The organism is Microbacterium sp. bgisy189, assembly GCF_965345345.1.
In the GTDB taxonomy this organism is placed as follows: domain Bacteria; phylum Actinomycetota; class Actinomycetes; order Actinomycetales; family Microbacteriaceae; genus Microbacterium.
Map to the genome: position 1 here is coordinate 254,737 of NZ_CBDRMZ010000002.1, position 13,346 is coordinate 268,082.

A 13,346-nucleotide genomic window follows, 5' to 3' on the forward strand; every position below is an offset into this window, starting at 1 on the left:
ACGGTGAGTTCGTGCGCCTGGGAGTCCTCGACATCGGCTCGAACACCGTCCATCTGCTCGTCGCCGATGTCCGCCCGGGAGGACGGCCACTCGCGACCACGAGCAATCGCACCGTCCTGCGACTCATGCGCTATCTCGAACCGGACGGATCAATCGCGGAGGCGGGCGTCGAAGCGCTCGTCGCAGCGGTCGCCGAGGCCCGTGCCGTCGCAGAGAAGGAGAACGTCGCAGAGCTGCTCGCGACAGCCACCAGTGCGGTGCGTGAAGCCGCCAACGGCGAAGCGGTGATCGCTCGCATCGAAGCCGCCCTCGGGCAGGAGTTGCAGGTGCTCGGCGGTGAAGCGGAGGCGCGCTTCACCTTCCTCGCGGTGCGACGCTGGTTCGGGTGGTCGGCCGGGCAGATCATGCTGTTCGACATCGGCGGCGGTTCGCTTGAGCTCGCGGCGGGCAGCGATGAGCTGCCGGATGTCGCCGCGTCGGTGCCGCTCGGTGCGGGGCGCATGACGATCGAGTTCCTCGGCGAGGATCCGCCCGGCGAAGAGGCCGTGGAGGTGCTGCGCGCACATTCCCGCGAGACGCTCGCACCCGTCGCCGCCCTCATGCGCGACCAACCCCGGCCCGATCACGTTGTGGGTTCGTCCAAGGCGATCCGCTCCCTCGCGAAGCTCGCGGGGTACCCCGTACCGGGCTGGAGCGGCAATCAGCGGATGCTGCTGCCGCGCGGCGCGCTCGGCTCGTGGATCCCACGACTGGCTCGCATCCCTGCCTCGGCCAGGCAGGAGCTTCCGGGCATCACCGCCGATCGCACCTTCCAGATCGTCGCGGGTGCCGTCGTCCTCCACACCGCCATGACGATCATGGATGTCGACGAACTCGAGATCTCGCCGTGGGCACTGCGCGAGGGCGTGCTGCTGCGCTACATCGAGTCGCTCGCGTGGAACGAGTCGAACGGCTGACACCGGTCGACCATTACGCGGCGGTGCGCCGATCAGCCGGCGAACGCGCAGTGCATCTTGACCACGGCATCCGATGCCGGGTCCGAGATGAATCCGAAGAATCGGGCGCCGTCGGCCGTGACGAGCGGTGCCGGCGGAAGCTCGAACACACCGATCTCGGCTGCCGGGTCGATCACGAGGTCGGCGGATGCCGGCGGTGCAGCCCGGCCTTCGATGCCCGTGTCCGCGATGCCGTCGAGCCAGGTGGATGCCGGACAGACACCGCCCCACGCCGGGATCGGCGCCGTCTGCACCGGGTACGGCGCGCCATCGAACGCCTGCACGCCGACAGTGCGCACGAGCGTACCCGTGCCGCCGTCCGCGCAGGAGCGACCATCGTCGCTGCTGGGGATGCGCAGGGTCAGGTCGATCTCGAAGCCACCGTCGACGGCGGTGACCGAGTGAGTAGCGTCGCCGCATCGCGTGGTGCGCGCGATGGGGTACTCGACCTGCGTCGCCGTACCGTCGTCACCGCCCAGCCAGATGTACCAGAGTTCGGTGACCGCGTTGCCGTCCGCCTGCGTGATGGTGATCGCGGCATCCGGGATGCCGTCACCATCCGCCTCGCCGATCACCGGGGCACCGATCGTGTAGGTGCGTGACAGGTCGTCCACGCCGGTGCCGTCGGCCATCGTGATCCGCATCGGCGTGCCGAGTCCGTCGGGAGCGAACGACCACTCGGCATCCGCCACGGCAGCGGCGAAATCGAGGTCGGGTGTCGCGGGCGTCTGCGGCCCGGTGGTAGCCGGCGCTGGCTCGTCGGGCGGATCGGTCGCGGTCACGCCGCTTCCCGTGCCGCACCCTGCCAGTAGGAGCGCCAGGCTCGCGGATGCCGCCGTCACGGCCGGCCACGCACGGCGGGCGTTCACGCGGACACCTGCGGCATCGCGGCCGGGGCGGCGAGCACTGCCGTGTCTGCGGCCCCGATGGCCTCGCCGAAGCGGTTCGGAAAGGCGATGGGAAGCAGTTCGAGGCGCGCGCCGCCGATGCCCATCGTGACGGCGATCATCGCGTTGCGGGCGACGGGCGCACCCTGCACGTCGACCGGTACGCGCTCGTCGAACGGTCGCGCCGCGATGGCCTTCAGCCGGTCGGTCGCGTACGACACGTCTTCGGGACCGAACTGCTGCACGAGGTTCGGCACCCATGCGCCGATGACGCCGCCGGAATGCGTCTGGTCGCCGCCGTAGTCGGCGGCGACACCACGGATCAGGTCCGCCATCCACTCGCGCGCAGCGGGCGTCGACATCGACACGACGCGGAAGGTGTCCTCCCCCGCCACCTCGAACACCGCGAACAGGGCGTCGCCCATGAGGTTGTCCCGCGTCGTCTGGGACAGCGAGAGGTTCAGGTCGCCGCCGCCCTGGATCGTCCCGGAGGTCGTGGATGCCGTGGTGCTGCGGGTTGTGCTGTTCGACCATGCGCGGTCGTACCCGTATCGGGTGTCGCCGTAGGTCCGTCCGGTCGTGGTTCCGAAGCTCGTCGCGAACATGCGCAGCCGCAGTTCGAGGGTTCCGGTGATCGCGCCCTGCGTCTGCTGGTCGAAGTGGCGCTCGATCTCGATGAGGCGCGCACCGCTGATGCCCGCTGCCTGCTCGTCGGTGTACATGACGGCCCGCGGCAGCTGCACGAACTCGACGAGTCGGCGGTGCAGGGCTTCGGCCAGTGCCTTGTCGCGCGCGTTGAAGCGTCGCGCCCGGATCTCACCGAACACGCCGATGGCCAGGAGGACCACCCCGAGGAGCAGAAAGATCCATCCGACGAGCGCTTGACCGCTGATGAAGGCCTGCTCGAAGGACACCCCACCCTGACCGAACAGCGACGCGAACGTCCACGAGCAGATCGCCCAGACGACGAGCACGACGATGCCCCAGACGAGGAACCCCCGCTTGCGCAGCCGTCGCGCTGCGGGCGACATCCCGCTCACCACGCTCACCGTCTGCCCCCGCTCGCGCCGCCCCACCCGCGCTGCGTCCGACCTCGTACCCTCCACGACATCGCCCTCAACCCCATTCACACCGGTCACAGATCCCCTGCTCCCGCCATGCTAGCCAGCCGTGTCGGTGCGGCGTCAAGACATCGCGTCAAGCGCGCTCGGCAGGTTCCGAACGACACAAAACGTTCCAATTCCGCGGCGTCTGTGCTAAGCAGGGGTAGCCCTCCGCCTCCCCCGGACGTCAGGACCCCCAATGAACAGGCGCCCCCACGCCTGCGCCGTACTGCTGCTCGCCGTCGTCGTAGGTGCTCTGTCCACTGCCTTCCCCGTTACCGCTGCCCCGGCAGCGGCCGCCGCCGCGGAATGCTCCGCGACGGCACAGACCGAGCTGCAGAAGCGACTGCTCGCCGAGGCCAACGCCGAGCGACGAAGCGCCGGCGCGGCGCCGGTCGCACTGCACACCGACATCAACGCGGTGGCGCTCGCCTGGTCGAAGAAGCAGGCCGCTGCGAACGACATGTCACACAACCCGTCGTGCTCGTCGCAGATCCCGTCCGGGTGGCGCGCTGCAGGCGAGAACGTCGCCGCGGGCCACCGGATGACCGCCGTCATGGACGGCTGGATGGGCAGCCCGGGACACCGAAAGAACATCCTCAACAGCTCGTACACCAGCATGGGCGTCGGCGTCGCGTGCTCCAGCAGCGGTCGACCGTACTACACGCAGGTGTTCGCGGCGTATCCGAGCTCGGTCTTCGGCGACGCGCCACGGCTCTGGGGCTCCGACCGCTATCAGACCGCCGCCGCCGTGTCTGCGTCGCGCTTCGCCGCAGGCGTGGGGGTCGTCTACCTGGCCAATGGCACCGCCTTCCCCGATGCGCTGGCCGGCGCCGCTGCGGCGGGCACGCGCAACGCACCGGTGCTGCTGACCGAAGCGGACGCGCTGCCGGCCGCCACGGCGAAGGAACTCGCCCGCCTGCAGCCCAAGTCGATCGTCGTGCTCGGCGGCACGGCCGCGGTCGCCGACGCGGTGGTCGCCGCCGCATCCCGCTACACCACAGGGCCCGTCAAGCGGATCGCCGGCGCCGACCGCTATGAGACGTCGGCGCTCGTCGCGAACACGTTCGCGCCGGGGATCTCGGTCGCGTACGTCGCGGCCGGGTCCACGTTCCCCGACGCCTTGGCGGGTGCTGCGGCCGCGGGCACCCGCAATGCTCCCGTGCTGCTGGCGACCCGCGCCGGGATCCCCGACCCGACGGCGAAGGCGCTCACGACACTCAAACCCAAGTCGATCGTGGTCCTCGGCGGTACCAGCGCGATCAGCGACGCCGTGCTCGGGTCGCTGCGCTCGTACACGGGCGGGTCGGTCACCCGACAGGCAGGCGCCGACCGGTACGCGACCGCAGCGAAGGTCGCAGACACCTTCCCGACGTCGACGACGACCGTCTACGTCGCCAACGGCAACACATTCCCCGATGCGCTCGCGGGCGCCGCGGTGGCGGGCACGTCAAGCGTGCCCGTGCTGTTGACGTCGGGCTCGAGCATCCCGACCGCCACGGCAGTCGCGCTGTCGCGTCTGGATCCGAAGAAGGTCGTGATCCTCGGTGGTTCCGCGTCGATCAGTGAATCCGTGCGCGCGCAGCTGCTGCGCTACGCGACCGGTTGAGCGCTCAGCCGCGGACGACGTCCGCGAGCCGGTCAGCGATCGCCTGCGCGGTCTCCGAGTCGGCGGCTTCGACCATCACTCGCACCATCGGCTCGGTGCCGGACGGGCGCAACAGCACCCGGCCGGTGTCGCCGAGTTCCACCTCAGCGACGGCGACAGCCGCGGTGACGTCGTCGTCGGTCGCGCGCGAGCGTTCGACGCCCTTCACATTGACGAGCACCTGCGGGAAGACGGTCATGACGGATGCGAGCTCGGCGAGCGTCTTGCCCTGACGGGCCATCTCGGCGCAGAGGTGCAGGCCAGTGAGCAGACCGTCGCCGGTCGTCGCGAACTCGCGCATGATCACATGGCCGCTCTGCTCTCCTCCGAGCCCGAATCGTCCCTCGTTCATGCGCTCGAGGACGTAGCGGTCACCCACGCCGGTCTGCTCGACCGAGATCCCGTGATCCGCCATGGCCCGGTGCAGGCCGAGGTTGCTCATGACGGTCGCGACGAGCGTGTCGTGCGCCAGCACCCCGCGGGTCTTCATCGCGACGGCGAGAATGGCCATGATCTGGTCGCCGTCGATGATCCGGCCGTCGGCATCGACCGCAAGGCACCGGTCGGCGTCGCCGTCATGCGCGATGCCGACATCGGCACCGGTGCGCACGACTTCTGCAGCGAGCCTGTCGAGATGCGTCGACCCGACCCCGTCGTTGATGTTCAAGCCGTCAGGGTCGGCTCCGATCACGGTGACTTTGGCGCCCGCGTCACGGAACGTCTCGGGCGAGACGCCGGATGCCGCACCGTTCGCGCAGTCGAGCACGACGTGCAGGCCGTTGAGCCGATGCGGCAGTGAGGCCAGCAGATGCACGACGTAGCGGTCCTCAGCGTCGGCGAAACGGCGGACACGGCCCACCTCGCCCCCGGTCGGCTGCAGCTTGGGCCCAGCCATCGCTTCCTCGATGCGGGCCTCGACTGCGTCGGGCAGCTTGACACCGCCGCGCGCGAAGATCTTGATGCCGTTGTCGGGCGCCGGGTTGTGCGACGCCGAGATCATGACACCGAAATCGGCGTCGATGTCCGCCACGAGATACGCCGCTGCCGGAGTCGGGATGACACCGGCATCCAGCACGTCGACGCCCGACGATGCGAGCCCCGCCGCGACAGCCGCGGTGAGGAACTCCCCCGAGATCCGCGGGTCGCGCGCGACAACCGCCGTCAGGCGCTTGCCTGCGGCCTTCCGAGCCTCCGCGATACGCCCCTGGCCCAGGACGACAGCAGTCGCCTGGGCCAGGGTGAGCGCGAGATCCGCGGTGAGGGGGCCGTTCGCCAGCCCCCGCACACCGTCCGTCCCGAACAGCGCCATCGGTGGATCAGCGCTTCGAGTACTGAGGAGCCTTGCGGGCCTTCTTGAGACCGGCCTTCTTGCGCTCCTTCACACGCGCATCGCGCGAGAGGAAGCCGGCCTTCTTCAGGGTCGGGCGGTTGTGCTCGGCGTCGATCTCGTTGAGCGCGCGAGCGATGCCGAGGCGCAGCGCACCGGCCTGGCCCGACGGGCCGCCACCGGAGATACGTGCGACGACGTCGTACGAGCCTGCAAGGTCGAGCACCGTGAACGGGTCGTTGATGAGCTGCTGGTGCAGCTTGTTCGGGAAGTAGTCCTCGAGGGTGCGGCCGTTCACCGTGAACGAGCCCGAACCGGGGACCAGGCGCACGCGGGCGATGGCCTGCTTGCGGCGGCCGACGGCAGCACCGGGAACTGAGAGGACCGGACGCGGGGTGGTCGCGGTGGCCTCGGATGCGGGGGTCTCGGTCGAGTAGTTCTCGGGGGTCTGGTCGAGGGAGTCAGCGATCTTCGCCATCAGATGTTTCCTTTACGTCTCTCGGCGGCGCTTACTGGGCGACCTGGTCGAAGGTGTACGGGGCGGGCTGCTGCGCGGCGTGCGGGTGCTCGGCACCGGCGTAGACCTTCAGCTTCGAGAGCTGCTGGCGGCCCAGCGAGTTCTTGGGGAGCATGCCGCGGACAGCCTTCTCGACCGCGCGGACGGGGTTCTTCTCGAGCAGCTCCTCGTAGGAGACGGCCTTGAGGCCACCCGGGTAGCCGGAGTGGCGGTACGCCATCTTCTTCTGGAGCTTCTGGCCGGTCAGGGCGACCTTCTCGGCGTTGACGATGATGACGAAGTCACCGGTGTCGACATGGTTGGCGAAGGTGGCCTTGTGCTTGCCGCGGAGGAGGGCCGCCGCGTGCGAGGCGAGCCGTCCGAGGACGACATCGGTCGCGTCGATGACCAGCCACTCGCGCTGGACTTCGCCAGCCTTGGGGGTGAAAGTGCGCGTCACGGTAGTGCTGCTTTCTGTGTTCGAACGGAGAGGTTCGTGAATCCCGCTCCGGGGTGCTTCCGCGATCGGGAAGATCAGGAAGACGCCGATGGAGGGCTCACGTTCGCGGTGCCGGCCAGCAACAGCCAGACACCAAAGGGAGAGTCTACGCGATGGACTTCTGAACCACAAAACCGATCGGCGCTAGAGCACGGGGTCGGCCGTCACCAGGATCGGCAGATGATCGCTTGATCCTTGCGGGAGGGTGGTCACCTCGACGATATGGAACCCCACCGACGTCGCGAAATCGTAGTGGCCCTTGAAGAACTTGTACCGCGTGTACGTGCGAGCGTCGGAGAGGTTCAGTTCGTAGCCGGCCTCTCGCACGATCTGACCGAGGTGCTCCTTGAAGACCGGGTAGTTGTAGTCCCCCACCATCAGGATCGGCAGGTTGTCACCCAGCGTCTCCATCTCGGCGAGTGCGGCGTGAATCTGCTTGCGGCGCAGTGAATTGCGGGCCGTCAGCGGTGCCGCATGGAAGCTCGCAACGATCAGGTCGCGGTTGTGGTCGATGTCGTGCAGGCGCACCGCGAGCAGTCGCTCCTCCGCCGGCTTGAGCACGCGGTCGTGGAGCGACTTCTTGAGGGCGAGCGAGCGCACCTCGCGCGCCGCGAAGAGGTTCTCACGGTAGTAGACGGCGAGGCCGAGCCGGTTGCGGCTGGTCGCCTCAGCGAGCCGCAGCCCGGAGATCTCGTGCGGGATGTCGCGCGTGTCGGCCTCTTGCAGGCAGAGCACGTCGGCCGCGTGCTGGTCGACCAGCGCCTCCAGCTCACCGACGGCGCGGTGCTTGCGCAGGTTGTAAGAGATGACCTTCATGTCCGGCCCAGCCTATGCCCGCAGCCGATGGATGCGCTGGGGGTTGCGCTGCGGCACGCGGTCAGTCCGCATCCATCGAGCGACGCGCCCGCGTCTGCTCCGCCCGGAGCGCGAGCTGCGCATCCGCCGGGTAGCCGACCTCGGTGAGCGTGAGTCCACGCGCGGCGAGCACCTTGATCTCGTTGGTCCGCGCCAGCGCATTGCGGATGTCGACCAGGTCGTCGGGGTCGAGCTTTCCGTCGCCGACCGCGACACACCCACCCACGAGCGCGCGGACCATGCTGTGGCAGAACGCGTCGGCCTTCACGTTCGCAATGACGACACCGTCGGCATCGCGGTGCCAGTCGAACTCGAGCAGGGTGCGAATCGTCGTCGCTCCCTCGCGCGGCTTGCAGTACGCCGCGAAATCGTGCAGGCCGCGCAATCCGCGCGCCGCGGCATCCATCGCCCCCACATCGAGCGATGCGTTCACACTCGTCGTGCGAGCGCGCTCGAGCGGGTCGTACCCGGTGAGCCGATCTGCGATGCGGTAACGATAGCGCCGCCAGACCGCCGAGAAGCGGGCGTCGAATCCCTCGGGCGCGGTGTCGACCGCGTGCACCGCGAGGTCGGGGTACTGCCCCAGCACACCGTTCAGGCGCGGCGCGAGGGCGCTCGGCACGGGATTGCGGGCTTTCGCGAGCCGCGCGAGCTGTCCCTCGTCGAGATCGAGGTGGGCGACCTGCCCTGACGCGTGCACACCGGCATCCGTGCGCCCGGCGACGACCAGCTGCGGATCACCGCCGAGCAGCCGTGCGACGGCCGCTTCGAGCGTGCCCTGGACCGTGCGCAGGCCGGGCTGGCGCGCCCATCCGCGAAAGCCCGTGCCGTCGTAGGCGAGGTCGATCCGGAGGCGCACCCTGTCAGCCTCATCCTCGGTCACAGCAGCGCGTCGATCTGCGCGCGCGTGGGTGGATTGGCGCCGGCGCGCGAGACGGTGATGCCCGCGGCGACCGCAGCTCTGCGCATCGCGCGCTCGAGTGCCGCCTCCTGCTCGAACAACTCGGCGTCGTCGAGGGCACTCGCGATGAGACTCGCCATGTAGGCATCTCCTGCACCGATCGTGTCGGTCACATGCACGGGCCACGCCGGCACGTTCACGAGGCCACCAGGGCCGTAGGCCATCGCGCCTTCGCCACCCTGCGTCATCACCACGATGCGGGGGCCGCGCCCCGCGAGATCCGGCAGCACCTCTTCGGGGATGCGCCCGGGGAACAGCCAGGCGGCATCCTCGTCACTGAGTTTGAGCAGATCTGCGGCCGCCGCAGCACGCCAGAAGCGGCGGAGGGCCACCTCTCGGTCGCCGACGAGGGCCGGGCGGATGTTCGGATCCACGGTCACGAGACGGCCCTCGTGCGCGGCTTGTTCGAGCGCGGTGAGCGCGACATCGCCGCCCGGGTCGAGGAACAACGCGATCGAGCCCGAGTGCACCGCGTCGGCATCGCACTCGGGGGCCTCGATCGCCCAGTCGAGGTCGAAATCGTACGCCGCGGAACCATCGGGCTGCAATCGCGCACGAGCCGTCGAGGTCGGCGCACCGGTCCACGACGCCGACACGATGCCGACGCCGGATGCCGCGACCTGCTCTGCGATGCGGATGCCGCGCTGGTCGGTGCCGATCCGCGTGTACAGCTGAGTGCGAAGCCCCTGACGCGCCAGGCCGACGGCGACGTTTGCCGGGCTCCCGCCGACGAACTCGGTCACGCCGCCCGGGCCGTCGACGATGTCGATCAGCGCCTCCCCGATCACGAGCACCTGCGTCTTCATGATGACTCCTTCGTCGTCCAGGTCACACATGCATGACGAGCGCGATCGAACGCTCGGTGGCGGCGAATCCCAATCCCTCATAGAGGGCGTTCGCACCGGTAGGACTCGCGGTGTCGACGTCGAGCACGGCCTTCTGCAAGCCCGCGGCACGGATCGCGTCGAGGGTGTTCGCGATCACCAGAGGGGCGAGTCCACGACGACGGTGCGACCGCACGACACCGATGAGGTCGATGTAGGAGTTGCTCGCGCCGAGCGTCTCCCAGTCGTCCTCGTTGACCGATGCGAGGCAGAACGCGACGATCCGCCCGCCGTCGAGCACCAGCCGTGAAAGGTCGGCTCGGAAGAACTCACCCCCGACAAACTGCATCCATCGCTGCGGTTCGGTCGGCCGGCTCCCCCAGTGATCGCGGAACGCGTCGTTGCGGGCTTCGAGCGCATCGAGATCGCGGTCGTGCGTGTACGCCACGACCTCGAGGCCGTCCGGCACCGTGGGGATGCCGGGGGCGTCGGCGAGATCGCGCACCATGCTGGTGAACCATCGCTCCACCTGGTACCCGGCCGCCTCGGCGAGGGCGCGCTGCCCGGCGTTGCGTTCTTCAGCGTAGATCTTCATCTCGCCCGAGACGCCACCGTCTTCGAGGTGCGCTGCGCCCTCGGCGAGTCGTTCCAGCCCCCGTGCGTGCTGCCACGCGAGGAGTCGTGCGCCGATGCCGCGCCGACGGTGCGCCGGGTGCACCGTTCCGCTGAGGTAGACAGTCAGCTCGCCGCCCTCGCGGCTCGGGTGCAGGAGCACCTCACCGTACGCGAGCAGGGTGCCGTCCGCGTCCTCGGCGAGCAGCATGTCTCGCGCCGGGTCCATCTCGGCAAGGTCGAACAGATCGGCGATGTCTTCGCGCGGCGTCGTCCACGTCGGGTGGTCGACGGGGTCGGCAGCGCCCATCAACGTGTGGATCGCGTCGATGTCGGCCGCGGTCGCGGGCCGCCAGGTGGCCACGTCCGGGTGCGAGGGCACCTGCGGCGCGGGAACGGATCCGAGACGGGCGGAGAGGGCGTCTTGAGTCACCACCTCACAGTACCGGCGTGGATCGGCCCACGCATCCGGATGGCCACATGCGAACAGGCCCGCATCCCCAGGGGATGCGGGCCTGTTCGCAGTGAGATCCTTACTCGGACTTCTCCTCGGCGGGGGCCTCAGCGGCCTCCTCCGTCGAAGCGTCCTCAGCCGGGGTCTCCTCGGCGGGAGCTTCTTCAGCAGGGGTCTCCTCGGCGGGAGCCTCTTCGACCGGAGCCTCCTCGGCGACCGGAGCGGCGGCCTTCTTGGCCGACTTCGCCTTCGGCTTCACCGGCTCGAGGACGAGCTCGATGACGGCCATGGGGGCGTTGTCGCCCTTGCGGTTGCCGACCTTCGTGATGCGGGTGTAGCCGCCCTCACGCTCGGCGACCAGCGGAGCGATCTCGGTGAACAGGACGTGCACGACTTCCTTGTCACCGATGACCGACAGCACCCGGCGACGGGCGTGCAGGTCGCCGCGCTTGGCGAAGGTGATGAGGCGCTCGGCGAGCGGACGAAGGCGCTTGGCCTTGGTCTCGGTCGTCGTGATCGACTTGTGGGTGAACAGCGCAGCGGCAAGGTTCGCCAGCAGCAGACGCTCGTGTGCGGGGCCGCCTCCGAGGCGGGGACCCTTCGTGGGCTTGGGCATTCTCAGTTACTCCAGGTGGGAAAGTCGATCAGCGGATCAGATGGACGACGACTCGTCTTCGTAGCCGCCGTAGAAGTGGGCGCCGTCGAAGCCGGGCACCGAATCCTTCAGCGACAGGCCGAGCGAGACGAGCTTGTCGCGAACCTCGTCGACCGACTTCTGACCGAAGTTGCGGATGTTCATCAGCTGCGTCTCGGACAGAGCGACCAGCTCGGAGACGGTGTTGATGCCCTCGCGCTTGAGGCAGTTGTACGAGCGGACCGACAGGTCGAGGTCCTCGATCGGCATCGACAGCTCGTTGGTGAGCACCTCGGCGACCGGCGCGGGGCCGATCTCGATGCCCTCGGCCTCGACGTTCAGCTCGCGAGCGAGACCGAACAGCTCGGTGAGGGTGCGGCCAGCCGATGCGACGGCGTCGCGCGGGTCCATGGATGCCTTCGACTCGACGTCGAGGACGAGCTTGTCGAAGTCGGTGCGCTCACCGGCACGGGTGGCGTCGACGCGGTAGCTGACCTTGGTGACCGGCGAGTAGATCGAGTCGACCGGGATCTGGCCGGCCTCGGCGTACTCGTTGCGGTTCTGGGTCGCCGACACGTAGCCACGGCCACGCTCGATGGTCAGTTCGAGTTCGAACTGCGCGCTGTCGTTGAGGGTCGCGATGACCAGCTCGGGGTTGTGCACCTCGACACCGGCGGGAGCCGAGATGTCGGCTGCGGTCACCTCACCGGCACCCGTCTTGCGCAGGTACGCCGTGATGGGCTCGTCGCGCTCGCTCGAGACGACCAGCTGCTTGATGTTCAGGATGATCTCGGTGACATCTTCCTTGACACCGGGGATCGTGCTGAACTCGTGCAGCACGCCGTCGATGCGGATGCTGGTGACGGCGGCGCCGGGGATCGAGGAGAGCAGGCTGCGGCGCAGCGCGTTGCCGATCGTGTAACCGAAGCCGGGCTCGAGCGGCTCGATGACGAAGCGGCTGCGGAACTCGCCGATCTTCTCCTCGGTCAGGGTGGGACGCTGTGCAATGAGCACTATGTGTTCCTTTCAATCACGTGCCCGCTATATGACACGTGCAGTTGGTGAGGTGTTGAGTTTTGCTCGTGGGATGCCGAAGCGCCCGCTCGTGCGGGGGCTCCGGCATCCGCGAAGGAAGTGATATCAGACGCGGCGGCGCTTCGGGGGGCGGCAGCCGTTGTGTGCCTGCGGGGTGACGTCCTGGATGGAGCCCACCTCGAGGCCGGCGGCCTGCAGCGAACGGATCGCGGTCTCGCGGCCCGAGCCGGGACCCTTCACGAAGACGTCGACCTTCTTGACGCCGTGCTCCTGCGCCTGGCGCGCAGCGGACTCGGCGGCCATGCCGGCGGCGTAGGGGGTCGACTTGCGCGAGCCCTTGAAGCCGACGCCACCCGAGGAGGCCCAGCTGATGACGGCGCCCGACGGGTCGGTGATCGAGACGATCGTGTTGTTGAACGTCGACTTGATGTGGGCCTGGCCCAGCGCGATGTTCTTCTTCTCCTTGCGGCGCGGCTTGCGCGCAGCGGTCTTGGCCTGTGCCATTTCGTTCTTCTCCTAAACCTGGGGCCGGCGCTTAGCGCGCCTTCTTCTTGCCGGCGACGGTGCGCTTCGGGCCCTTGCGGGTGCGCGCGTTGGTCTTGGTGCGCTGACCGCGCACCGGGAGGCCGCGGCGGTGGCGCAGGCCCTCGTAGGAACCGATCTCGACCTTGCGGCGGATGTCGGCGGCGACCTCTCGACGGAGGTCACCCTCCACCTTGTAGGTGCCCTCGATGTGGTCGCGGAGTGCGATGAGCTGGTCGTCGGTGAGGTCCTTGACGCGGATCGACTCGTCGATCTCGGTGGCCTTGAGGATCTCGACCGAACGGGTACGGCCGATGCCGTAGATGTACGTGAGTGCGATCACCACGCGCTTGTCGCGCGGGATGTCGACGCCGGCAAGACGTGCCATGCGGTTCTCCTAGGAGTGAGTGGAGGTGTGGAGCAGGATCGGTGCCCGGGCCTCCGCCCGAGGTGTCCCTGACCGGTGATCAGTTCTGATCCTGCCGTTGTGAGTA

15 protein-coding genes are annotated in these 13,346 nt (G+C 68.8%); 2 read left to right on the forward strand and 13 right to left on the reverse strand.

The window, feature by feature from the left end:
- Window positions 1–11: 11 nt before the first annotated feature.
- On the forward strand, window positions 12–956 hold the full coding sequence (locus ACSF8R_RS04195) for a Ppx/GppA phosphatase family protein (protein WP_434810611.1): 945 nt from the start codon (window positions 12–14) through the stop codon (window positions 954–956).
- Between the two features lie 32 nt (window positions 957–988).
- On the opposite strand, the gene ACSF8R_RS04200 is transcribed toward ACSF8R_RS04195, so the two are convergent.
- Both ACSF8R_RS04200 and ACSF8R_RS04205 read right to left on the reverse strand, forming a co-directional pair.
- On the reverse strand, window positions 989–1,864 hold the full coding sequence (locus ACSF8R_RS04200) for a hypothetical protein (protein WP_434810612.1): 876 nt from the start codon (window positions 1,862–1,864) through the stop codon (window positions 989–991).
- Window positions 1,861–2,922, reverse strand: coding sequence for a hypothetical protein (locus ACSF8R_RS04205; protein ID WP_434810613.1), 1,062 nt, complete (start codon window positions 2,920–2,922; stop codon window positions 1,861–1,863). The genes ACSF8R_RS04200 and ACSF8R_RS04205 overlap by 4 nt, the downstream gene beginning before the upstream one ends.
- Before the next feature lie 262 nt (window positions 2,923–3,184).
- On the opposite strand from ACSF8R_RS04205, the gene ACSF8R_RS04210 reads away from it, so the two are divergent.
- Entirely contained in the window at window positions 3,185–4,594 is a 1,410-nt protein-coding gene (locus ACSF8R_RS04210) for a cell wall-binding repeat-containing protein (protein ID WP_434810614.1), read from the forward strand.
- Window positions 4,595–4,598: 4 nt separating this feature from the next.
- Here ACSF8R_RS04210 and glmM read toward each other — a convergent pair whose 3' ends face one another.
- From glmM to rpsM, 11 genes are all read right to left on the reverse strand, one after another.
- On the reverse strand, window positions 4,599–5,942 hold the full coding sequence (glmM, locus tag ACSF8R_RS04215; protein ID WP_434810615.1) for a phosphoglucosamine mutase: 1,344 nt from the start codon (window positions 5,940–5,942) through the stop codon (window positions 4,599–4,601).
- A gap of 7 nt (window positions 5,943–5,949) precedes the next feature.
- Window positions 5,950–6,438 carry a 30S ribosomal protein S9 gene (rpsI, locus tag ACSF8R_RS04220; protein ID WP_434810616.1) on the reverse strand — a complete coding sequence of 163 codons (489 nt, stop codon included), beginning with the start codon at window positions 6,436–6,438 and terminating at the stop codon, window positions 5,950–5,952.
- 31 nt (window positions 6,439–6,469) lie between these two features.
- Window positions 6,470–6,916 carry a 50S ribosomal protein L13 gene (gene rplM / locus ACSF8R_RS04225; RefSeq protein ID WP_434810617.1) on the reverse strand — a complete coding sequence of 149 codons (447 nt, stop codon included), beginning with the start codon at window positions 6,914–6,916 and terminating at the stop codon, window positions 6,470–6,472.
- A gap of 183 nt (window positions 6,917–7,099) precedes the next feature.
- On the reverse strand, window positions 7,100–7,771 hold the full coding sequence (locus ACSF8R_RS04230; protein WP_434810618.1) for an endonuclease/exonuclease/phosphatase family protein: 672 nt from the start codon (window positions 7,769–7,771) through the stop codon (window positions 7,100–7,102).
- 61 nt (window positions 7,772–7,832) lie between these two features.
- Entirely contained in the window at window positions 7,833–8,669 is an 837-nt protein-coding gene (locus ACSF8R_RS04235; RefSeq protein WP_434810619.1) for a tRNA pseudouridine synthase A, read from the reverse strand.
- Between the two features lie 20 nt (window positions 8,670–8,689).
- Complete coding sequence (locus tag ACSF8R_RS04240; RefSeq protein ID WP_434810620.1) at window positions 8,690–9,577, reverse strand: carbohydrate kinase family protein; 888 nt, start codon at window positions 9,575–9,577, stop codon at window positions 8,690–8,692.
- 22 nt (window positions 9,578–9,599) lie between these two features.
- Complete coding sequence (locus tag ACSF8R_RS04245; protein ID WP_434810621.1) at window positions 9,600–10,640, reverse strand: GNAT family N-acetyltransferase; 1,041 nt, start codon at window positions 10,638–10,640, stop codon at window positions 9,600–9,602.
- A 100-nt stretch (window positions 10,641–10,740) separates the two neighbouring features.
- A complete protein-coding gene (gene rplQ, locus ACSF8R_RS04250) occupies window positions 10,741–11,277 on the reverse strand; it encodes a 50S ribosomal protein L17 (protein ID WP_434810622.1) in 537 nt (178 codons plus the stop codon).
- A 36-nt stretch (window positions 11,278–11,313) separates the two neighbouring features.
- The gene (locus ACSF8R_RS04255) at window positions 11,314–12,309 is read right to left on the reverse strand and encodes a DNA-directed RNA polymerase subunit alpha (protein WP_434810623.1); all 996 of its coding nucleotides are present in this window, start codon (window positions 12,307–12,309) and stop codon (window positions 11,314–11,316) included.
- Between the two features lie 126 nt (window positions 12,310–12,435).
- Entirely contained in the window at window positions 12,436–12,834 is a 399-nt protein-coding gene (rpsK, locus tag ACSF8R_RS04260) for a 30S ribosomal protein S11 (RefSeq protein ID WP_056117708.1), read from the reverse strand.
- Window positions 12,835–12,865: 31 nt separating this feature from the next.
- Window positions 12,866–13,240 (reverse strand): 30S ribosomal protein S13, encoded by a 375-nt coding sequence (gene rpsM / locus ACSF8R_RS04265; protein ID WP_179432956.1) that lies wholly within the window; start codon window positions 13,238–13,240, stop codon window positions 12,866–12,868.
- Between the last annotated feature and the right edge of the window lie 106 nt (window positions 13,241–13,346).